22 protein-coding genes are annotated in these 21,215 nt (G+C 66.8%); 9 read left to right on the forward strand and 13 right to left on the reverse strand.

Annotated features, from left to right (window positions below; all coding sequences use genetic code 11):
- Positions 1-153: 153 nt before the first annotated feature.
- The 6 genes from MAA8898_RS10355 to rpmI all read right to left on the reverse strand — a co-directional run bounded on the left by MAA8898_RS10355 (position 154) and on the right by rpmI (position 4,459).
- Positions 154-945 (reverse strand): type 1 glutamine amidotransferase, encoded by a 792-nt coding sequence (locus MAA8898_RS10355; RefSeq protein WP_094020941.1) that lies wholly within the window; start codon positions 943-945, stop codon positions 154-156.
- A 138-nt stretch (positions 946-1,083) separates the two neighbouring features.
- Positions 1,084-1,473, reverse strand: coding sequence for a hypothetical protein (locus tag MAA8898_RS10360; RefSeq protein ID WP_094020942.1), 390 nt, complete (start codon positions 1,471-1,473; stop codon positions 1,084-1,086).
- A 183-nt stretch (positions 1,474-1,656) separates the two neighbouring features.
- Positions 1,657-2,730: a phenylalanine--tRNA ligase subunit alpha gene (pheS, locus tag MAA8898_RS10365; protein ID WP_094020943.1), complete on the reverse strand. Its 1,074-nt coding sequence runs from the start codon at positions 2,728-2,730 to the stop codon at positions 1,657-1,659.
- A gap of 70 nt (positions 2,731-2,800) precedes the next feature.
- Positions 2,801-3,481, reverse strand: a complete 681-nt coding sequence (locus tag MAA8898_RS10370) for a gamma-glutamylcyclotransferase (protein WP_176445121.1) — start codon at positions 3,479-3,481, stop codon at positions 2,801-2,803.
- Positions 3,482-3,872: 391 nt separating this feature from the next.
- The gene (rplT, locus tag MAA8898_RS10375; RefSeq protein WP_094020945.1) at positions 3,873-4,244 is read right to left on the reverse strand and encodes a 50S ribosomal protein L20; all 372 of its coding nucleotides are present in this window, start codon (positions 4,242-4,244) and stop codon (positions 3,873-3,875) included.
- A 14-nt stretch (positions 4,245-4,258) separates the two neighbouring features.
- On the reverse strand, positions 4,259-4,459 hold the full coding sequence (gene rpmI, locus MAA8898_RS10380) for a 50S ribosomal protein L35 (RefSeq protein ID WP_094020946.1): 201 nt from the start codon (positions 4,457-4,459) through the stop codon (positions 4,259-4,261).
- A gap of 558 nt (positions 4,460-5,017) precedes the next feature.
- Here rpmI and MAA8898_RS10385 point away from each other — a divergent pair.
- Positions 5,018-6,112: an AI-2E family transporter gene (locus tag MAA8898_RS10385; protein ID WP_094020947.1), complete on the forward strand. Its 1,095-nt coding sequence runs from the start codon at positions 5,018-5,020 to the stop codon at positions 6,110-6,112.
- Between the two features lie 25 nt (positions 6,113-6,137).
- Here the strand turns inward: MAA8898_RS10385 and MAA8898_RS10390 are convergent, their stop codons facing one another.
- Together MAA8898_RS10390 and pyk are read right to left on the reverse strand one after the other, a co-directional pair.
- Complete coding sequence (locus tag MAA8898_RS10390) at positions 6,138-6,362, reverse strand: hypothetical protein (RefSeq protein ID WP_094020948.1); 225 nt, start codon at positions 6,360-6,362, stop codon at positions 6,138-6,140.
- A 25-nt stretch (positions 6,363-6,387) separates the two neighbouring features.
- The gene (pyk, locus tag MAA8898_RS10395) at positions 6,388-7,833 is read right to left on the reverse strand and encodes a pyruvate kinase (protein ID WP_094020949.1); all 1,446 of its coding nucleotides are present in this window, start codon (positions 7,831-7,833) and stop codon (positions 6,388-6,390) included.
- Positions 7,834-7,995: 162 nt separating this feature from the next.
- Between pyk and MAA8898_RS10400 the strand changes: the two genes are divergently transcribed.
- Both MAA8898_RS10400 and MAA8898_RS10405 read left to right on the forward strand, forming a co-directional pair.
- The gene (locus tag MAA8898_RS10400) at positions 7,996-8,736 is read left to right on the forward strand and encodes an N-formylglutamate amidohydrolase (protein ID WP_094020950.1); all 741 of its coding nucleotides are present in this window, start codon (positions 7,996-7,998) and stop codon (positions 8,734-8,736) included.
- A gap of 13 nt (positions 8,737-8,749) precedes the next feature.
- Positions 8,750-9,064, forward strand: coding sequence for a DUF1244 domain-containing protein (locus tag MAA8898_RS10405; protein ID WP_094020951.1), 315 nt, complete (start codon positions 8,750-8,752; stop codon positions 9,062-9,064).
- Between the two features lie 122 nt (positions 9,065-9,186).
- Here MAA8898_RS10405 and MAA8898_RS10410 read toward each other — a convergent pair whose 3' ends face one another.
- From MAA8898_RS10410 to leuS, 4 genes are read right to left on the reverse strand one after another with little or no spacing between them, the layout of a single operon-like run.
- Positions 9,187-9,774, reverse strand: a complete 588-nt coding sequence (locus MAA8898_RS10410) for a glutathione S-transferase family protein (RefSeq protein WP_094020952.1) — start codon at positions 9,772-9,774, stop codon at positions 9,187-9,189.
- A gap of 31 nt (positions 9,775-9,805) precedes the next feature.
- Positions 9,806-10,831: a DNA polymerase III subunit delta gene (holA, locus tag MAA8898_RS10415; RefSeq protein WP_094020953.1), complete on the reverse strand. Its 1,026-nt coding sequence runs from the start codon at positions 10,829-10,831 to the stop codon at positions 9,806-9,808.
- The gene (gene lptE / locus MAA8898_RS10420) at positions 10,828-11,316 is read right to left on the reverse strand and encodes an LPS assembly lipoprotein LptE (RefSeq protein WP_094020954.1); all 489 of its coding nucleotides are present in this window, start codon (positions 11,314-11,316) and stop codon (positions 10,828-10,830) included. Before lptE ends, holA begins: the two co-directional genes overlap by 4 nt.
- Positions 11,303-13,924 (reverse strand): leucine--tRNA ligase, encoded by a 2,622-nt coding sequence (gene leuS / locus MAA8898_RS10425; protein WP_094020955.1) that lies wholly within the window; start codon positions 13,922-13,924, stop codon positions 11,303-11,305. Before leuS ends, lptE begins: the two co-directional genes overlap by 14 nt.
- 290 nt (positions 13,925-14,214) lie before the next feature.
- Here leuS and MAA8898_RS10430 point away from each other — a divergent pair, with 290 nt between their 5' ends.
- A complete protein-coding gene (locus tag MAA8898_RS10430) occupies positions 14,215-15,474 on the forward strand; it encodes a glycosyltransferase (protein WP_094020956.1) in 1,260 nt (419 codons plus the stop codon).
- Between the two features lie 73 nt (positions 15,475-15,547).
- Here MAA8898_RS10430 and MAA8898_RS10435 read toward each other — a convergent pair whose 3' ends face one another.
- On the reverse strand, positions 15,548-16,060 hold the full coding sequence (locus MAA8898_RS10435; RefSeq protein ID WP_094020957.1) for a DUF3576 domain-containing protein: 513 nt from the start codon (positions 16,058-16,060) through the stop codon (positions 15,548-15,550).
- On the opposite strand from MAA8898_RS10435, the gene MAA8898_RS25780 reads away from it, so the two are divergent.
- The 5 genes from MAA8898_RS25780 to pdxR all read left to right on the forward strand — a co-directional run bounded on the left by MAA8898_RS25780 (position 16,053) and on the right by pdxR (position 21,194).
- A complete protein-coding gene (locus MAA8898_RS25780; protein WP_141194826.1) occupies positions 16,053-16,340 on the forward strand; it encodes a hypothetical protein in 288 nt (95 codons plus the stop codon). The genes MAA8898_RS10435 and MAA8898_RS25780 overlap by 8 nt on opposite strands.
- A gap of 8 nt (positions 16,341-16,348) precedes the next feature.
- Positions 16,349-17,317, forward strand: coding sequence for a porin (locus MAA8898_RS10440; protein ID WP_094020958.1), 969 nt, complete (start codon positions 16,349-16,351; stop codon positions 17,315-17,317).
- Between the two features lie 93 nt (positions 17,318-17,410).
- On the forward strand, positions 17,411-18,871 hold the full coding sequence (locus MAA8898_RS10445) for a tetratricopeptide repeat-containing sulfotransferase family protein (RefSeq protein WP_094020959.1): 1,461 nt from the start codon (positions 17,411-17,413) through the stop codon (positions 18,869-18,871).
- Positions 18,862-19,515: a YggS family pyridoxal phosphate-dependent enzyme gene (locus MAA8898_RS10450; protein WP_094020960.1), complete on the forward strand. Its 654-nt coding sequence runs from the start codon at positions 18,862-18,864 to the stop codon at positions 19,513-19,515. Before MAA8898_RS10445 ends, MAA8898_RS10450 begins: the two co-directional genes overlap by 10 nt.
- 218 nt (positions 19,516-19,733) lie before the next feature.
- A complete protein-coding gene (gene pdxR, locus MAA8898_RS10455; protein ID WP_094020961.1) occupies positions 19,734-21,194 on the forward strand; it encodes a MocR-like pyridoxine biosynthesis transcription factor PdxR in 1,461 nt (486 codons plus the stop codon).
- The last annotated feature ends 21 nt before the right edge of the window (positions 21,195-21,215 follow it).

Genomic DNA, 21,215 nt, shown 5'->3' on the forward strand with positions numbered 1-21,215 from the left:
CCGTGCCCCGCGTCGCCTTCAGTTGCGCCGTGATTAACGGATCGGCCGGGGGGAGGAAAGAGGGCGCGGACAGGGGGTTCGAAAGCCTCGTCCCGGCGTCTTCTTGGCCCAGATACCCCCCCTTGTCCTCCGGATCGGGTCCGGGCGCGGCTGTCAGGCAGGCACACCGACCTGCGGACTGCGCGTGTGGACGTGCGCCAGCCAGGCTTTCAGTTCGGTCGCGCGGGTCTCGGGGCGCAGCGCCGCGCAGGTCGCACCAAGCCGGGCGGCGGCCAGCGGGTCGGTCTCGGCCGCGTCCAGGTCCGCCGCCAGTGGTCCATCCTCGCCGCGCTGCCGCAACAGACGGGCGATCAGCGCGGGCGCCACTTCGGGATGGTACTGGGTGCCGCGAAAGTCCACCCCGCCGCGGTCGTAGGCAAAGGCCTGCACCGGGCTGTGCGCGTTGGAGACGGTCAGCGTGGCACCGGTGGGCAGCAGCTGCACCTCGTCGCGGTGGATGGTGCAGGCGGTAAAGACCCCGCTGCGGCCCACCATCATCGGGTGCAGCACCCCTTCGGGCGTCAGCGACAGGTCGCGCGCCAACCCGATCTCGACCCCCTTGGGCGAGGTGCCGACCCGGCCGCCCAGCACCACCGCCGCCAGCTGCATCCCGTTGCACGACCCCCAGACCGGCAGCCCCCGGGCAAAGACCCGCTCCATCGCGGTGCGGTGCGGGGCCACCTCGGCGGCGTCAGCAGAGTAGTGCGTCGATGAGCCGGTAAAGATCACGCCGTCGTTCCCCACCAGGTCGGCCTCGGCGAGGGCGCTCAGGTCAGGATAGACTTGGCGGGTCCCGATCAGCGGATCGAGCGCGCGCAGGACGGTGTCGAAGAGAGCGCCGTAGTCCGGGTCGCCGGCGGCGATCAGGCCCGGCGCATTGCCGTTGACGATCAGGATGGCAGGCATGGCGGCGGATCCCAGGCACGGACCCTGTCAGCCCGCACGCCGCGCAGCAATAGCGCCGCGCGCCGACTACAGCGGTGCCGGAATCGTCATTTCAGCGACAAGGCGCGACACCGCTGCGTCGCGCCCTGCCGGGGGCTGTCAGCGGATCTCGGCGCGGATGGAATAGCTGGGCTGGTCAAAGCAGTCGCCCATCAACAGCGTGAAGGACGTCGGATAGGCGGGTTTGTCAAAGATCAGCAGGGCCTGACCCCACTGGGTGCGCGTCTGCCCCTGCCAGGACATCGCGCCCGTGCAGTACCCCGGCCCGTCGCCCAGCCAGAAGGCGTCATGCACGCCCCGGGCATCGTAGTTGCCGGCGAGACCCGGAATCACCAGCGTGACGGGGTGGCCGTCATGCCCGCGAAAGGAAAAGGTCGCCGCGCCGTCGATCTCGTCCTGGTAGACGATGTCGCCCACGTCCGAGGACCAGACTTCGTCGGCCAGTGCGGGCGTGGCGAGCAGGCAGGCAAGCAGGATGGGGCGGATCATGTCGGGTCTCCCGGGCTGGTCATGTCCGGGCAGGTTTGCACGGATCATACCGGGAAGTCAGGGAAATCTTGGGGCGGCAGGAAACACGACGACCGGCGCCGCGCCTTGGGCGCGACCCCGGCGGCCATCGGTCCTGGTCCGCGCCGTTCTCATGCCGTCGTTTTGATGGCCGCGCGAAAGACCCTATCGGCTCAGCCCCGAATGCATCGCCGGGACGTCGAGCGCCGCAAAGCCGTAGTGCCGAAGCCAGCGCAGGTCGCTGTCGAAGAAGGCGCGCAGGTCGGGGATGCCGTATTTCAGCATGGCGATCCGGTCGATCCCCATGCCGAAGGCAAAGCCCTGCCATTCGTCGGGGTTCACGCCCGAATTTTTCAGCACCTGCGGATGCACCATGCCGGAACCGAGGATCTCGAGCCAGTCGTCGCCCTCGCCCACCTTCAGCACGCCGCCTTCCCAGGAACACTGGATGTCGACCTCGGCCGAGGGTTCGGTGAAGGGGAAATGCGAGGCGCGGAAGCGCAGTTCGACGTTGTCGACCTCGAAGTAGGACTTCACGAATTCCTCGAGCACCCACTTGAGGTTGGCCATCGAAATGTCGCGGTCGATTGCCAGCCCCTCGACCTGGTGGAACATCGGCGTGTGGGTCTGGTCATAGTCGGCGCGGTAGACGCGGCCCGGGGCAATCACGCGGCAGGGCGCGCCATGCGCCTCCATGTGGCGGATCTGCACGGGGCTGGTATGGGTGCGCAGGACGTGCGGCGGGCGATTGTCGCCCTCGGCGCGGTGCATGTAGAAGGTGTCCATCTCGGCCCGCGCCGGGTGGTGCGACGGGATGTTCAGCGCGTCGAAGTTGTACCAGTCAGAGTCGATCTGCGGCCCTTCGGCCACCGAGAATCCCATGTCGGCAAAGATCGCGGTGATCTCTTCCATCACCTGACTGACCGGGTGGATAGTGCCGGCGCGGCGCGGACGGCCCGGCAGGGTCACGTCCAGCCACTCTGCCTTCAGCCGTTCGTCCAGCGCGGCATCGGCCAGCGCGGCCTTCTTGGCGGCAAGCGCGGCGTTGATCTCGTCCTTGAGCGCGTTCAGCGCGGGGCCGGCGGTGGTGCGCTCCTCCGGGCTCATCCTGCCCAGTTCGCGCATCAACAGGCTGATCTCGCCCTTCTTGCCCACGGCGGCGACGCGCAGCTCCTCGAGCGCGGCCTCGCTGGCGGCGCTTGCAATCAGGTCGATGTACTTGTTGCGCAGATCATCCATGTCACGTCCCTCAGGCTGCCCGCGACGGGTTAGCCTTGGCCTGCGCCGTTTGCAACCGCCAAGCGCGGGATCACGTCCCGCGATAGGCCCGCACGTCAGCCAGCAATCGCGCCACCTCGGGCGCGTCGATGCCCATGGCGTCGAAATGCGCGGCCAGGTTTTCCAGGTAGGTCAGGCTGGTGCCCAGGATCCCCGCGCCGGTGGCGATCAGGCGAACCTGGTCTTCGTGGCTGAGGTCGGGGTCGATCTGGTCGGCGGAGTGGTCGGCCAGGAAGGCCAGCGCCTCGACCGCACCATGCGCCGTCTCGGCCATGACGAAGGCCGGGGAATAGGCGCCGCCGATGCGCTCGCGGCTCCACAGGCTGTAGGTCTCGGCCTCCAGCACCTCGGCGGGGATGCGGAAGACGAGGCCATGACAACCTTCGCCCCGGTCCAGCGCAGCCATCGCGCCGGGGGCATCCTGCGTGCCGCGTCCGCCATTCGCGTCGACCAGAATGAAACGGCGCGCGACGCCGGGGACAAAGGCGCGGCGCACCTCGGTGAAATGTATCCCCGGATCCCACATCAGCGAGCCATAGCCAAAGACCCAGAGGTCCCGGTCCATCCGCCCGGCCAATGCCTGGGCGCGGCAGGCCTCGCGCGCGTCCTCGCTCTGCACCCAGGCGTCCGGCAGCCCCTTTTCGGCCATGCGTGCGCGCGCCATCTCGACCCGGAAATCCTTGAACATGGACTGGTCGCGCGGGGTGATCATGGCACGCAGGCGAGGATGGTGGCGGAATGGGTCGTCCTGGGACACCGGCGGCTCCTTGCTGACAAGGCCGCAGCTTGCGCGGGAGGGGACCAAAGCGCAAGGCGGCGCGGGGGTTTTGCCAATGGGCAAGCGCGCAGGCCCTGTCAGGCGCTCGGACATGGGGCGCGGGCGGGCCAGGACTGAGGATCGGTCAGAGCAGGCCGGCAGGCGCCCTGTTCGCGATGGCTGTCAGAGCCGGCGGGGCAGCTCAGGGCGCAGCGATTACGCACCGACCCGGGCTTGCATCTTGCCGCTGGCCAGAGCCTGCCGATCGCGGCGCCGTCGTGTCCGCCACGAAAAAGACCCGGGCGTTTCCGCCCGGGCCGTTGTCTGTCCCTCGGAGTGTGACGGCTCAGGCCGCTTCGGTCAGCGCGCCCTTGGCCTGGTCGACGATGGCGGCAAAGGCCTCCGGCTCGTGCACGGCCAGGTCGGCCAGCACCTTGCGGTCAACCTCGATGCCAGCCTTGAGCAGGCCGTTGATGAAGCGCGAGTACGTCAGCGATTCATCGTGTGCGCGCACGGCCGCGTTGATCCGCTGGATCCACAGCGCGCGGAAGCTGCGCTTGCGGTTCTTGCGGTCGCGGGTGGCGTACTGGTTCGCCTTGTCGACAGCCTGTGCCGCCACCTTGAAGGTGTTCTTGCGGCGGCCATAGTAACCCTTGGCCTGGCTGATGACCTTCTTGTGACGCGCGTGGGTGACGGTTCCGCCTTTGGTACGGGGCATCTCTCAGACTCCTCTCAGCGGTCGTACGGCATGTAACCCTTGACGATCTTGGCGTCAGGGGCGGACATGACAGTGGTGCCGCGTGCGTCGCGGATGAATTTCTTGGTGCGCTTGATCATGCCATGCCGCTTGCCGGCCTGGGCGGTGATCACCTTTCCGGTGGCGCTCACCTTGAAGCGCTTCTTCGCGCTCGACTTGGTCTTCATCTTGGGCATTTTGCTCTCCGCTATTCAGGCGCGACTCGGCATGCCACTCGTGGCCGGCCGCGCGGTTAGAGCGGGCCGTATAGGGGCACACCCGGGGATTGACAAGCGCTTTCGTGTGCCGCGCGACGCTGGTCCGTGGCGCGCCGCAGCGGCAAGCCACTCTGCGCCATGCGGTCCAGCGCGCTGTCGCAGGCCATGATCCGGGCGACACCGTGTCCACCAGGTGGGGCTGTCGCAGAGGATCACAGAGCCGGTCGGCCCCTCGGGCACGGCGGTCACGAAGGCCGCACCCTCGGGATAGTCCACCTCGACCGAGACGGCCATGCTGAGCCCGGCGACGAGGTAGCCGCTGTGCGCGGTGCAGACTTCGCTGACCCCGGGATCGCCCTGCCCGAGCAAATGGTGCCGCAAGAGGGCGACGGGCGCGGCGGCACGCCCCCTTGCCCCCCCCGGGCGCGCTACCTATCCTGCGGAAATAATTCACAGGGACCGTGGTCCGGATCAGCCTGACAGCACATGACGCAAGAACCAAAGAACAGACGCGCCGCGGCAGGCCGCGACCGGGACATGCAGATCCTGCAGGCCTGGTTTCTCGGGATCATCGCCTTTGCGGTGATCCTCTTCCTGCTGGTGCAGGCCAAGTTCCTGCTGATCTCGCTGGCCATCGCGATCATGCTGTTCTCGCTGACCTCGGACGCGATCAACTATTTCCAGCGGCTGCGCATCGGCAGCGCCAAGGTCTCGATCTGGATCGCCTCGCTGCTGGCGGTGCTGCTGATCGCGGCGATCCTCATCTCGGCCTCGCTGATCATCCTGGCGCAGGCCAACACGGTGGTCGTCACGATCCTGCAATATTCGGCCCCCGCGCAGCAGGTGGTTTCGGACCTGGTCGGTTGGATGGGCGCGGATACCGAGGCCGCGGTGATCGACTGGCTGACCTCGATCCAGCTGGGGCCCTACCTGTCCTCGCTGGCCGGGCAGGCCGGCAACATCGCTTCGGGCGCGGTGCTGGTGACGCTGTTTGTCGGCTTCATGTTCCTGGAACGGCTGTGGTTCCCGATCAAGCTGGCCAGCCTGATGGGCGACGAGGAAAGTGCCCGCCGGGTCGAGGTGATCATTTCGTCGATCATCCACCGCGTGAACCGCTACCTGGTGGTCAAGCTGATCATCAGCACGGTGACCGGCGCGCTGGTCTACCTGGTGATGACGGTCTTTGGCCTCGATCTGGCGATGCCGATGGCGGTGCTGACCTTCGTGCTGAATTTCATCCCCAACATCGGCTCCATCGTGGCGACGGTCGTCGTGGCGCTGGTGGGCTACGTGCAGACCGGCGACGCCTTTACCGGCATCGCGGTGCTGTCGATCGTGACGGTGATGCAATTCGGCGTCGGCCAGGTGCTGGATCCGCTGCTGCTGGGCCGGACGCTGCGGCTGTCGTCCTTCGGCATCATCGCCTCGCTGGCCTTCTGGGCGGCGGTCTGGGGGATTGTCGGGATGTTCCTGGCGGTGCCGATGATGGTGTCCATCATGATCATCTGCTCGCACATCCAGAGCCTGCGGCCGGTGGCGATCCTGATGTCGCGCGAGGGACTGCCCGACCTCGATCTCGAGGTGGGCGACACCCGCAAGGATCACCTGCCGCACCCGCGCCAGTCCCCCTGAGGACCGCGCCACGCCAGCGCCAAGGTCAGTGCAGCATCTGGCCGATCACGACATAGACCACCTGCGGAATGTCGGCCCAGTCATAGCCGTCCTCCTTCTGGCGCAGCGCCCAGAGGACCAGGCCGCCGCCGCACAGCAGGACAAGCGCGCCCACGCGCGGGCTGCGGCCATCGGACCAGGCCGCGACGATCGAGGGCAGGGACAGCACCGAAAGCGCCATCCCCGTCACCAGCATCACGTCCGTGTCCATCTGGCGGCCCCTTTCGGGACCGAGCCTATTCCGGATCGGTCGAGTAGATCAAACGCTCGTTGCAGGGCGCGACGCGCAGGATGTTCGTGGTGCCCGGCTGGTTGAACGGCACACCGGCGGTGACCACGATCTGATCCTCTTCCGAGGCGTAGCCCTGCGCCCGCGCGGCGCGCGCCGCGTTGACGACAGCCTGCTTGAAGCGCTCCAGCTCACCCGTCATGACGGTCTGTGTACCCCAGGTCAGGGTCAGCCGCCGCGCGGCGCCGCGTGACGCCGTCATGGCGATGATCGGCACGCGCGGCCGTTCCCGCGCCACCAGCGAGGCGGTGGTGCCCGACGAGGTAAAGCAGCAGATCGCCTTGACCTCGGTCGTTTCGGCGATTTCCCGGGCCGCCGCGACGATGCCGTCGGCCACCGAATTGCGCACCGCGCTGCGCGATGCCTCGATCACCTCGCGGTAGGTCGGGTCGCTCTCGACCGAGATCGCCACGTTGTTCATCGTCTGCACGGCCTCGATCGGGTACTTGCCCGCCGCCGATTCCGCCGACAGCATGATCGCGTCGGTTCCCTCGTAGATCGCGCCGGACACGTCGGACACTTCGGCCCGGGTCGGCATCGGCGATTCGATCATCGATTCCAGCATCTGCGTGGCCACGATCACCGGCTTGGCCGCCGCGCGGCACTTGCGCACCAGGCGTTTCTGGATCGGCGGCACCGCGTGCACCGGCAGTTCCACGCCCAGGTCGCCGCGCGCCACCATGATCCCGTCCGAGACCTTGAGGATCTCGTCGAAGGCCGCCACCGCCGAAGGCTTTTCGATCTTCGAGACGATCGCCGCCCGGCCCCAGACCAGCCGCCGCGCCTCCTCGACGTCCTCGACCCGCTGCACGAAGGACAGCGCGATCCAGTCGACGCCCAGCGCGCAGGCGAATTCCAGGTCGCGGCGGTCCTTTTCCGACAGCGCCGCCAGCGGCAGCACCACGTCGGGCACGTTCACGCCCTTGCGGTTGGAGATCGTGCCGCCGGCCTCGACGATGCAGTTGGCATGGTCCTTGGAGCAGTCGGCGACGCGCAGGCGGATCTTGCCGTCGTTCACCAGCAGGTGCGATCCGCCGGTCAGCGCGGCAAAGATCTCGGGGTGCGGCAGTTGCACCCGAGTCGCATCGCCCGGCGCCGGGTCGAGGTCGAGCCGGAATTTCGCGCCCCATTCCAGCTCTTCCGAGCCGTTGGCGAATTCGCCGACCCGCAGCTTGGGTCCCTGGAGGTCCGCCAGGATGGCGATGGGGCTGTCGAGGTCCTTCTCGACCTGCCGAATCATGTGGTGGCGCGCCTCGATTTCCTCGTGCGTGCCGTGGCTCATGTTGAGGCGGAACACGTCTGCACCGGCCTCGTGCAGAGCCCGGATCATCTCGTAAGTGTTCGAGGCCGGGCCCAGTGTGGCCACGATCTTGACGTTGCGGTCGCGTTTCATTTCTCGTCTCCCCTGCCCGGTCGGCAGTCACGGCCATGCGCGAACCTCGTCCGCCCAGGATCACTTCATCTGTGGTGTTAACGCTAACACCGCCCGCGTTATCACGCATTTCCCTTTGTCGTGCAACTGACATATGTGTAGCGGGCCACAGATGACGAGACCATGACTTATTCGCCATTCGAAATCATCGGAGAGGACCGACAAAGCCCGTTCCTCATCACTTGCGATCACGCCAGCAACCTCGTGCCGCCCGACCTGGGCGGGACGCTGGGCCTGCCGACGTCGGACATGGCCCGTCATATCGCCTACGATGTCGGCGCGGCCGGGGTCGCCCGGACGCTGGGCGAACTGCTGGACGCGCCCGTGGTGCTGTCGAACTTCTCGCGCCTGGTGATCGACCCGAACCGGGGCGAGGATGACCCGACCCTGATCATGAAGCTCTACGACGGCTCCGTCGTGCCGGGGAATCGCCACGTCGACGCCGCCGAACGGGCGCGCCGGCTCGACGCCTACTGGCGGCCCTACGATGCCGCGCTGGGCCGGATGTGCGCGCGGCGCGACGATGTGGCGATCGTCGCGGTGCACTCCTTCACGCCGCAACTGCACGGCCGCCCGCTGCGGCCCTGGCACATCGGCGTGCTGCACGCCGCCTGGGACGCGCGGCTGTCAGACCCGCTCATTGACTTGCTGGAGGCGCAAGCCGATCTGGTGGTGGGCCGCAACCAGCCCTACCCTGGTCATTTGCCCGGCGACGCCATCGACCGGCACGCCCTGCGCCCGGGACGGCACAACACGCTGATCGAGGTCCGCAACGACCTGATCGAGGAAGACGCCGGGCAACGGCACTGGGGCAACCGGCTGGCGCCTTTGCTCGCCGAGGCCCTGGCCCGCGCCCAGACCTGAAGTGGAGAGAAACATGGACGACCAGACCCGCATCGAACTCGAGGCCGCCGCCTTCCGCCGGCTGCGCAAGCATCTGATGGAAGACCGCGCGGACGTGCAGAACATCGACCTGATGAACTTGGGCGGCTTCTGCCGCAACTGCCTCAGCCGCTGGTACCAGGAGGCCGCCAACGCGCGCGGCATCGAGATGACCAAGGACGAGGCGCGCGAGATCTATTACGGCATGCCCTACGACGCCTGGAAGGACAAGTTCCAGACCGAGGCCGGGGCGGACAAGCAGAAGGCCTTTGAAAAGGCGTTCAAGGAAAACGTGACCGACAAGGCCTGAGTCGGGGGCGCCATTCACCGAAAGTCCCGGGTCAGGCCCGGGACACTTGCGGCCGGGGACGGTGGGCGGGGCGATGTTCCGGCCCGCAGGGGCCGGGACGAGCGCCGGTCCCGTCCAGACCGCTAAAGGGCGATGGCGCGGCGGAACGCCGGGCGCGCCCGCATGTGGGCCAGGTAGGCCGCGAAAGGCTCCGTCGCCTCGGGGAACTTCGCCGCCTGCGCCCAGCCGCCGCAATGGGCCAGGAGGATGTCGGGCACCAAAGGCGCCTCTCCCATCAGGCAGGGCCCTTCGGCCTCGTCCATGATGCGGGCCATGTTGCGGGCGTATTCCGCGCGGCAGGCGTCCTTGATCTCGGGCACCCGCTCGGCCTCGGGCAGCACGAAGGTATGCTTGGAGGCCGTCCAGAGCAGCGATTCGACCTCGTCGAGGATGCGAAAGGTCCAGGCGTCCTGCTGCGCGCGGGCGATGGTCCCGGCGGGATGGGTCAAGGCCCCGTGCTTGTCCGCCAGATAGGTCAGGATCGCGCTCGAATCGCGCAGCACCGCGTCGCCATCGACCAGCACCGGCACCTTCCCCGGCGGGCTGACCGCGCGCACCTCCGGCGAATGCGGCTCGGCTGCCACATGGCTGTAGGGCACCCCCAGTTCCTCGAGCAGCCACAGCACCCGAAGGGCGCGGCTGCGGACGGTGCCGTAGACGGTGTAGGACATGGGGTCTGTTCTCCTTGAAACCCTTGCAGGCTCAGCGCCGCGCCATCCAGGCCAGCCGCACAAAGGCGCGCTCGACCAGCGCCATGGCGGGCGCCTTCTGCCCGGCGGAGCGTAGCGTCAGATCAGTATCCATCAAGAGGATCAGCGCCTCTTCCAGCCGGGCCGAGGACCAGCCCTGCGCCTGCCGCAGCATCCGGTCGCGCCGGGGGCCAAAGATCGGCGGGCGCAGCTTGCCGATGCCCTGTGCCGGGCCGCCCGGCGCGGTCGCAATGGCAAACAGCACGCGAAAGTGCCGCATCCCCATGATCAGCAGCGTCACCGGCGTCACCCCCTGCGCCTCCAGCCGCTGCATCACCGGGGCGATCTCTCCGGTCCGGCCCTCGGCCAGCACGTGGAACACGTCGTCGATCTCGGCCTCCACCGATGCGGGGGCATTCAGCGCCACCTCGTCCGGGGTCAGCGGTTTGCTATCCTCGAACTTGTAGAGCACGATCTTTTCCAGCGTCTGGCGGAAATCCCCCGGCGTCAGGTCACGCGCCAGGTGTTCCAGCGCGCCCATCGCCTCGCGGTCGATGTCGCGCAATCCGGCGCGCGCCAGTTCGGTCTCGATCTCGGCCCGGCCCATCGGATCGTTGTAGAGCGCGGCGGCAAAGGCGGTCCTGGCGCCCTCGAACAACTTGCGCAGCGAGGATTTCGCCGCCAGCGCCCCGGCGGTCGCGATCACCTGCGCGTCGCCCTCGCGCCAGTCCGACAGCGCCGCCTTGATCGCCTCGGTGGCACCATCCACCGCCTCTTCGACCAGCACGGCGCGCGGACCGGGAAAGAAGCCCTGCGCCTTGACCGCGTCCAGCAGCGCCACAGGGTCGCGACGCAGCTCGCCGCCGTTCAGCCGGGTCAGCCGCATCTCGGTCTCGCCCTCGGGACCGATGATCGCGGCAATGACCTCCTGCCGCTTCATGGCGACGCGCATTGCGTCCTCGCCGTAGATCAGCAGGCCGGCCACCTTGGGATCGGGCTTGCGAAAGAAGGCGGCGGCGTCGCGGGGCGACAGCTTCATGCGTCGCCCACGCCCGACAACAGCAGGTCGTCGATCACCTGGTCGGCCAGCAGCACCATCAGCCGCCGTTCCGCATCGGTCCGCGCCGCGCGTGTCGCCACGGTCGATCCGGTGGTGGAATAGCCGGTAAAGGCGTTGGTCCGCCCCTCCAGCAGCTTGGCCTCTGTCGTGCTGTCCTTCAGCGTGTAGAAGGCCCGCCCGATCAGCCGGTAGCGCGTGGTGTTCCCGGTCGATGTGGACCCCAGGTCCTGCTCGTCGGTCTGGAGTTGCAGGGCCAGACTGTAGGCTGCCCCCGCCCCGGCCCGGCCCAGCCGTTCCTCGAATCGGCGGTTGAAGTAGTAGCTGTTCTCGGTCTTCGGCTCCGCCAGCGCGATGGCCCCTTGCAGGCCGGCCGCGGTGCCGCCCGGTCCGTAGACCGGGGTAAAGCCGCAGCCTCCCAGCGCCAGCGCACCCAGGATGAAACCCCTTCGGTCAGACAACCACATTCACGATCCGCCCCGGCACCACGATCAGCTTTTTCGGCTGGCCCCCGTCGAGGGCCCGCTGAACAGCTTCGTGCGCCAGAGCGATCTTTTCAACCTCTTCCTTGGGCAGGTCCCTCGGCACCTCGATCTCGCCCCGGCGCTTGCCATTCACCTGGATCGGCAGGACCACCGTGTCCTCGACCAGCATGGCCGGGTCGGCCTTGGGCCAGGGCGCATTGGCGATCAGCCCTTCGCCGCCCAGCAGCTGCCAGATTTCCTCGGACAGGTGCGGCGTCATCGGCGACATCAGCTGCGCCAGGGTCCGCGCCGCCTGCCGCTTGACTTCCGCCCCGGCGCGCGACTTGGCCAGCGCGTTGGTGAAGGCGTAGAGCTTGGCGATGGCGGCGTTGAAGCCGAAGGATTCCACCCCCATCGTCACATCGTGGATGCACTTGTGCATCTCGCGCAGCAGCGGTTCGTCCTCCTGCGTGGCCGGCGCGTCAGAGGCGGCGATCTCGGCCGCGATGCGATGGACGCGGGCAAGATGGCGGTTGGCTGCTACCGCACCAAGATCAGTCCATTCGACATCTCTTTCCGGGGGTGAGTCGGAAAGAACAAACCAGCGCGCGGTATCGGCACCATAGTTTGCGATAATCTGCATCGGATCGACGACATTGTTCTTAGACTTTGACATCTTGGCCGAGGGGACGATTTCTACTTCATTCTCATGCTCGCGAGCATATTCAATGAACTCCTCATCGGTCATTTGGTCAAAGTTGGCCGGTTTACGAATTGCTACCTCCTTCCCAAAAAGAACCATTTGATGAACTTCGGACGGGAAAAGATAGGTCGGACGCCCATCCAAACCGATGATCTTGTAGATCGCGTGCGTCACCATTCCCTGCGTGAACAAGGCGTTGAACGGCTCCTTTGCGGTCTCAGGCAGGTGACCGCAGGCGATCATCGCGCGGGCGAAAAAGCGCGAATAGAGCAAGTGCAGGATCGCGTGCTCGACGCCGCCGATGTACTGGTCGACGTTCATCCAGTAGGCCGCTTCGGCCAGGTCGGTCGGCGTTTTGGCGTGCGGCGCGGTGAAGCGGGCGAAGTACCACGACGAATCGACGAAGGTGTCCATCGTGTCGGTTTCGCGCTTCGCCGGCTTGCCGCAGGCCGGGCAGGCACAGTCGCGCCAGGTCGGGTGCCGGTCCAACGGGTTGCCCGGCACGTCGAATGACACATCGTCGGGCAGCAGGATCGGCAGGTTTTCCTTGTTCTCGGGCACCACGCCGCAATCGGCGCAATGCACCACGGGAATCGGGCAGCCCCAGTAGCGCTGCCGCGACAGCCCCCAGTCGCGCAGGCGGTACTTCTCGACGCCCGTCCCGAGGCCACGCGCCTCCATCCAGTCGATGGTGGTCTCGATCGCCTCCTCACCCGTCGCCTCATCAAGACCGGCGAAATGGTTGAGCCACTTCACCTTTTCCGTCTTGGGCGGAACGAAAGCAGTGTTCTCGACGCGCTTCGGGTCATCGAGCGAAACAAAGGTGTCGATCACCGGCAGGCCGTACTTGCGGCAGAAATCGAGGTCGCGCTGGTCCTGCGCCGGGCAGCCGAATATCGCGCCGGTGCCGTAGTCCATCAAGATGAAGTTCGCCACCCAGACCGGGATTTCCCAGGACGGGTCCAGCGGGTGCTTTACCGTCAACCCGGTGTCGTATCCCAGCTTCTCGGCCTTCTCGATGGCCTCCTCGGTGGTGCCGCCCTTGCGCATCTGCGCCACGGCGGCCGCCAGCTCGGGGTTGTCCTTTTCCAACATTTTCACAAGCGGATGGTCGGGTGACAGGCCAAGGAAGCTCGCCCCCATCAACGTGTCCGGCCGCGTGGTGTAAACCTCCAGCTTTTCAAAGCCATGCACGGGGGTGCTCAGATCCCACGAGAACTGCAATCCGCGCGACTTGCCGATCCAGTTCTGCTGCATCAGCTTGACCTTTGCCGGCCATTCGTCGAGCCCGTCGATGGCGTCGAGCAGCTCGCCCGCCATGTCGGATATCTTGAAGAACCACTGCGTCAGCTCGCGCCGCTCCACCTCGGCGCCAGAGCGCCAGCCCTTGCCGTCGATCACCTGCTCGTTCGCCAGCACGGTCATGTCGACCGGGTCCCAGTTCACCACCGCGTTCTTGCGGTAGACGAACCCCCGCTCGAGGAAGTCGAGAAACAGCGCCTGCTGCTGGCCGTAGTATTCCGGGTCGCAGGTGGCGAACATGCGCGACCAGTCGAGGCCAAAGCCCAGCGGCTTCATCTGGCCGACCATCGTGGCGATGTTGTCGTAGGTCCAGGTCTTGGGGTGGCCGCCGGATTTCATCGCGGCGTTTTCCGCCGGCATTCCGAAGGCGTCAAACCCCATCGGATGCAGCACGTTGTGCCCGGTCGACAGCTTGTAGCGCGCGATCACGTCGCCCATCGTGTAGTTGCGCACATGGCCGATGTGGATGCGCCCCGAGGGGTACGGGAACATTTCCAGCACGTAGTACTTGGGCTTGTCGCCGGTGCGGCGCGCCTTGAAGGTTTCGGCCTCTTCCCAGGCCTTTTGCCATTTCGGCTCGATTTCAGCGGGGTCGTAACGCGACATGGGGCATTCTCCGGCAGGCGGGGTCTGGGGCGGGGTGATAGGGCGCGCGGGCCGGATCGTCCAGAGGAAGCGCAAATGCCGGCGGGCGGTCCCGGGGCGGTCATCGGGAGGGCGCGCAGCCGGCGGGCCGGGCGCCAACGCGCTTCGAAGCGCGTTGAAGGGCTTTGCAAAGCCCTTTCCCGTCGCGGCGAAGGCACCGGCGATCGTCATCCAGCCGATTCCCTTTTGTCGAACCTGCGTCTAGGATGCCGGCAAAGCCCGCCCGCCAGAGGCCGCACGAGGACGCGCAGATGAAGATACTCCTGATCCACCAGAACTTTCCGGGTCAATACAAACACCTTGCCCCGGCGCTGGTGAAACTGGGGCACGAGGTCGTCGCGCTGACCTGCAAGGTCAAGGAAGCCCAGGTCTGGCAGGGGGTGCGCATCGTCCCCTATGCCATCACCGGCGCCTCCTCCCCCAAGATCCACCCCTGGCTGGCGGATTTCGAAACCAAGATCATCCGCGCCACCTCGTGCTATCGCGGCGCGCAGGCCCTCAAACAGGCGGGATTCGTGCCCGACGTGATCTGCGCGCACCACGGCTGGGGCGAAAGCATGTTCCTCAAGGATGTCTGGCCCAACGCGCGGCTGGGCCTCTACTGCGAGCTCTACCACCTGACGACCGAGACCTTCGTCGACTTCGACCCGGAGTTTCCCAGCCGCAGTCCCGAAGCGGACAAGATGCGGATCCGGATGAAGAACCTCAACAACCGGCTGCACGAGGAAGTCATGGATGCCGGCATCTCGCCGACGCGGTTCCAGGCCTCGACCTTTCCGGACCACTGGCAGGACCGGCTGACCGTGGCGCATGACGGCATCGACACTGACCTGGTCAAGCCCAACCCGGCGGCGCGGTTGCAGGTGACCGACAGCCTGACGCTGACGCGCGACGACGAGGTCATCACCTTCATCAACCGCAACCTCGAGCCCTACCGCGGCTACCACGTCTTCATGCGCGCCCTGCCCGAGCTGCTGAAGCGGCGCAGGAATGCCCATGTCGTCCTGCTGGGCGGCGACGGGGTGTCCTACGGAGCCAAGCCGCCGCAGGGCAAGACGTGGAAACAGATCTTCATCGACGAGGTGCGCGGCCGCATCCCGACCCCACACTGGAATCGCGTGCATTTCCTGGGCCGCGTGCCCTATGATCGGTTCCTGGCGATGATGCAGGTCAGCCGGGTGCACGTCTACCTGACCTACCCTTTCGTGCTGTCGTGGTCCCTGCTGGAGGCGATGAGCGCCGAGGCCGCCATCGTCGCCAGCGGCACGGAGCCGGTGCGCGAGGTCATGACCGAGGACGAAACCGGCTGGATGGTGGATTTCTTCAACCGCGAGGCGCTGATCGACCGAATCTGCACCCTTCTGGACGATGCGCCGACCCGCGCGCGGCTGGGTGCGAACGCCGGCGCTCTGGTGCGCGACACCTACGATCTCAGCCGGGTCTGCCTGCCGCAGCACCTCGACTGGGTGGCTCGGCTGGGGGATCTGCCCGCCAGACCTGTCCGCGACTGAGCGCGCGCGGCATGAAAAAGGCCGGCCTCCACGGGGGATCCGGCCCTGGGATCAGCGACAAACGCCGATGATGTCAGAACTTTGCGTCCTGCGAGCGCAGTTGGCGCGCGCGGGTCAGGATCGCATCCTCGATGGCCCGCACGGTGGCCGGATCGACCGGACCGGAGCGGGTCTGCAACGCGATGTTGAGCGACCGGGCATCAAGCGCCGGATCGCTGATCAGCACGGTTGCGCGATAGGCCGTGCCACCCCCCGGCGGTGTGCCGTAACCGGTTGTGATCACGCCGGTAAACGGGTCGATCGACTGGACGGGCAGGAAATCCAGCACGTCGAGCGAGGCGTTCCAGATATACCGGTTGACCGCGCCGACCCGGCCGACGTCCTCGCGCGCCTTGAAGATGTCCCAGATCGTGCTCTTGGAGCGGGCGCCGCCCTGTTCTGCGCGCAGGTCCTCTATGATGGCATCCGCCGAGGGCGTCTCAACCGGTTCGCGCGCTGCGCGCTTTCCACCGAACGCGCCGCACCCGGAGGTCGCCGCCATGATCACCACCAGGCCGGTGCCGATCAGGATTCGCGATATGCTCATGACGGTCCCCCGTGCCGAAAACTTCGACGCCCTGCATACAAGCGGCACGGTCCAGCGGCAAGCAAAGATGATCGGCGGGTTTTTGCGCAAGTTCCGGCGCAACACGCTGCAAACGCGCGCAAAGATGGGCCACCCCCAAAACCCTTGTGACAATATCGCATCACTGATCCGCTTGTTGCGGGGGACGTTTCTGGATGGGTTGCATTGGCCACCCCCCAAAGCGCATAGAAACGTCATCAAGGCCGGAGCACCGGCTTGGTACGTGCCTTTGAACACATGAGGGAAACAATGAAAAAGATCCTGTTTGCGACCACCGCGCTGGTTGCGACCGCAGGCCTCGCCGCGGCAGAAGTTAAGGTGACTGGCTCGGCTGAGATGGGTGTCATCGACGGTGATGACCTGGCGACGGCTCAGTTCCACACCGATACCGACATCACCTTCACCCTGTCGGGCGAAGCTGACAACGGCCTGACCTTCGGCTCGAAGATCAAGCTGGAAGAAGCAGCCGGCGGCATCGCAACCACCGTGGAAGACGACTTCGCCGTCTTCATCGCATACGGTGGCGCACGCCTGACCATGGGCGACACCGACGGTGCGTTCGACTGGGCCATGAAGGAAGTTGGCATCGGCGGCTCGATCGCTGACGACCACACCACCCACGCCGGCTTCAACTTCAACTCCGGCCTGGACGGCACCCACGACGGCCAGATCGCACGCTTCGATTACACCTTCGACGCGTTCTCGGTCGCCATCTCGGCTGAAATCGACGACACTGGCGTCGTTGACCCGGTCTGGGGCATCGGCTTCAAGTACACTGGCGATCTCGCCGGCCTGACCCTTGGCGTCGGCATCGGTTACCAGAGCGTGGACTTCGGCGGCGGCTTCGACGTGCAGGTTGCCGGTATCAGCCTCGACACCACCTTCGACAACGGCCTGATGGCGATCCTGAACTACTCGGAAACCGACATCGCCGGCACCACCGTCGATCATTGGGGTCTGGGCCTGGGTTACACCGTCAACGCTCTGACCGTGTCGGCCAACTACGGTGAGTACAGCTTCCCCGGTTCGCTGAAGGACAGCGGTTTCGGCCTGGCCGTGAACTATGACCTCGGCGGCGGTCTGGTCGCACAGTTCGGCTACGGCTCCAGCTCGGTCGACGTCGGCCCGGCCGTGTTCGGCATCGGCGACGGTCGCTTCGCTGGCGCCCTCCCGGGCGACTACGACAGCTACTCGTTCGGTCTGGCAATGTCCTTCTAAGGACACCAGCCAACTGGCTAAGGAAAGAGCGGGCGCTTGCGTCCGCTCTTTTCTTTTGGAAGAACCGGGGCGCAGGAGACAAGAGACGGTGCCATGACGCCCCAGCAGATCCAGGCGCAGTACAAACGCGCACTCACGCAGATTGCCCAAGGCCAGCTGGCCCCGGCGGAAACCACGCTCAAGGCCCTTCTCCTGCCGTCCAAGGGGGCGGCCGAAGTCCATTTCCAGCTGGCCCGCATCGCCGAGGCCCGCGGCGACAGCCGGGCGCAGGTCCGCGAACTGGAACGCGCGCTGGAGAAACGACCCGCGGAAAAGGCCCTGATCGAGACCGCGATCCTGGCCCACACCCGCCTCGGCAACGCCGACAAGGTGCTGAAACTCTACGACCGCCTGATCGCGCTTGAGCCGAATCCGACCAAGCCGCTGGGCGAAAAGGCGGTCTACCTGCAGAACATCGGCGACTTTGCCGCCGCCGAAAAGATCATCCTGCAACTGCTGCGCAAGTTCCCCCGCGAGGGCGAAATCTACCGCGTGCTCTCCGGCGGCAAGAAGATGGCCAGGGGTGAGGCGCTGTTCGACCGGATGAAGACCCTCTGGAAGGACGAGGGGCTGACCGACGCCTCGCGCATGCACCTGGGCTTTGCCCTGGCCAAGGCCTGCGAGGAGGTGGGCGAAACCGACAAGGTCTTTGCCTACCTCGACCGCGCGAACCAGTTGCAGCGCAAGCTGGCCCCCTTCGATCCCGAGGAACGCACCGCCGAGTGGACCGATTTCCTCAAGGCGCAGGAGACAGACGACTACACCCCGGTGGGCGAGACACGCAGGCCCGGCGCCGTCTTTGTCACCGGGATGCCGCGGTCGGGGACCACGCTGGTGGAACAGATCATCGCCAGCCACAGCATGGCACAGGCCGGGGGCGAACTGGGCCATGCGCTGAAACAGGCGGTGCAGCAGTTCGGCCCAGCCCACAAGATGACCCCGCTAAAGGGCCTGTCCGAGGTGCGGCTGGGCCGCTGGGCCGAAGCCTATGCGCGGCTGGTCCGGCGCGACACCGGGGCCGACTCCGGCGTGGTGACGGACAAGTCGATCCAGAGCCACATGATCTTTGGCCTGATCGCGCGTGGCATGCCCGGCGCGCGCATCGTCGTGGTCCACCGCGATCCGCGCGACACCGCCCTGTCGATCTACAAGAACCACTTCAAGCTGGGCACGCACCGCTACGCCAACGATTTCGCCGACATCGCCAATGCCATCAAGATGTTCCGCGCCTCGGTCGACCACTGGAAGACCCGCCTGCCCGACCGCATCCACGAGGTAAGCTACGACGACCTGGTCAGCGACCCGGACCCGCAGGCGCGCGCGCTGGTGGCGGCGGCGGGGCTGGAGTGGGAGGACGCCTGCCTCGACTTCCACAATGCCAAGACCAACGTGAAAACGCTGAGCCTGATGCAGGTCCGCCAGCCGATCCACACCGGCCGGCGCGAGGCCTGGCGCAAGTACGAAACCGAACTGGCCCCCTTCATCGAGGCCTGGGGAGACACACCATGGGACTGACAGAGATTCGCGCCCGCATATCAAGGGCTTGCAAGGCGGCGGGCCGCGCCGAGGACGCGGTCACGCTGATCGCCGTCAGCAAGGTGCAGCCGCTGGAGCGGGTCGAGGCGGTGCTCGAACAAGGCCACCGGCTGTTCGGCGAAAACCGGGTGCAGGAGGCGGCCGGCAAGTGGCCGGAGTTCAAGGCGCGGTTCGACGGCGTCTCGGTCCACCTGATCGGCCCCTTGCAGACCAACAAGGCGCGGCAGGCCCTTGGCCTGTTCGACGCGATCCACTCGCTCGACCGCCCGAAACTGGCGCAGACGCTGGCCCGCCTGGCACAGGAGGAGGGCCGCTGCCCCGACATCTTCATCGAGGTAAACACCGGAGAAGAAACACAAAAAGCCGGGATCCTGCCCGCAGACGCCGATGCCTTTGTCGCCGAATGCCGCGCGCTGGACCTGCCGGTGGTCGGGCTGATGTGCATCCCGCCGGTGGACGAAACCCCGTCGCTGCATTTCGCGCTGCTGGCGAAACTGGCGGAACGCAATGGACTCAAGGGCTTGTCCATGGGCATGAGCGCCGATTTCGAAGAGGCCATCGCGCTGGGGGCGACCCATGTCCGCGTCGGTTCGGCCATCTTCGGCGAGCGGCAAAAGACCTGAACGCCGCCGGCGAGACTTGTACAAAAGGTACGTCTTGTACGCGAAAAATGTCGTTTTGTACAAAATCCCGCACCGCGGACACCGGGCGCCCGCCCCGCGTTTCTTCTGGCCACAAATATCCCGGGGGGAGACTGCCGCAGGCAGGCGGGGGGCAGAGCCCCCTTCCCGCCCGTCAGTCCAGATTGCGCGACCCATCAGTCCAGTCTAGCCTGCACCCCATGGCCATCCCCGTCGAAACCTTTCAGCTGACCCGGACCGCCCAGGGCACGCTTCAGGCGCGCATCCAGCAGATGGTGGCCGAGGGCATCCTGGCCGGACGGTTCCGGCGCGGCGAGAAACTGCCCTCGACCCGCAGGCTGGCCGGGCACCTGGGCGTCAGCCGGATCACCGTGACGCTGGCCTATACCGAGCTGCTGGCCAACGACTACCTCACCTCGCGCGGGCGGTCGGGCTATTTCGTCTCCGACAACGCGCCAGAGCCGCCGGATTTCGGCGCGCCGCCGCAGCGGACGGACCGGGTGGACTGGGACCGCGCGCTGGCGCAGCGCTTTGCCGACGGGCCGCCGCTGGGCATGAGCAAGCCCGCCGACTGGACGCGCTACCGCTATCCCTTCATCTACGGGCAGGCGGACCCGACGCTGTTCGACCATGCCAACTGGCGGCTCTGCGCGGTGCAGGCGCTGGGGGTCCGCAACTTTGACGCGCTGACGCAGGACCAGTTCGATGCCGACGACCCGGAACTGGTCAGCTTCATCGCGCGGCACACCCTGCCCCGCCGTGGCATCCTGGCCCGCCCGGACGAGATCCTGATCACCATGGGCGCGCAGAACGCGCTGTGGATCGCCGCGCAGGTCCTGACCGTGGGCCGCCGCGTCGCCATCGAGGACCCCTGCTACCCGGCCCTGCGGCAACTGCTGCGCCAGTCACGGGCGCAGGTGCAGGCGGTGGCGGTGGACGAACACGGGCTGCCGCCCCGGGGGGTGCCCGACGGCACGCAGGTGATCTTTACCACCCCCAGCCACCAGTGCCCGACCTCGGCCACCCTGCCGCTGGCGCGTCGTCAGGCGCTGCTGGCACGGGCGGCGCAGCTGGGCGCGCTGATCGTCGAGGACGACTATGAATTCGAGATGTCCTACCTTGGCCCGCCCAGCCCTGCGCTGAAAAGCCTGGATGAGGACGGGCGGGTGATCTATGTCGGCAGCTTTTCCAAGTCGCTGTTTCCCGGCCTGCGGCTGGGCTACCTCGTCGGGTCCGCCCCCTTCATCCGCGAGGCGCGGGCGCTGCGCGCCAGCGTGTTGCGCCATCCGCCCGGGCTGATCCAGCGCACGGCGGCGCATTTCCTCAGCCTGGGCCACTACGACTCGCTGATCCGCCGTCTGGGCAAGGCGCTGGCGGCGCGGCGGCGCGTCATGGAAGAGGCCATCGCGAAATACGGGCTGGAGATCGCCGGCAAGGGCGCGCATGGCGGATCGAGCCTGTGGATGCGCGCGCCCGACGCGGTGGACACCGAGCAGCTGGCCAGGTCCCTGCGCACCGACAGCGTGCTGATCGAACCTGGCGCGCCGTTCTTTGCCGGGCAGCAGGTGCCGCGGCAGTTCTACCGGCTGGGATACAGCTCGATCCCCGCCGAGCGGATCGGCGAGGGGCTGGCGCGGATCGCGGCGGCGCTGCGTCGGTGACGCTTGCACCCGGAGAGAGGG

Source organism: Antarctobacter aquimaris, assembly GCF_900184945.1.
GTDB lineage: Bacteria > Pseudomonadota > Alphaproteobacteria > Rhodobacterales > Rhodobacteraceae > Maliponia > Maliponia aquimaris.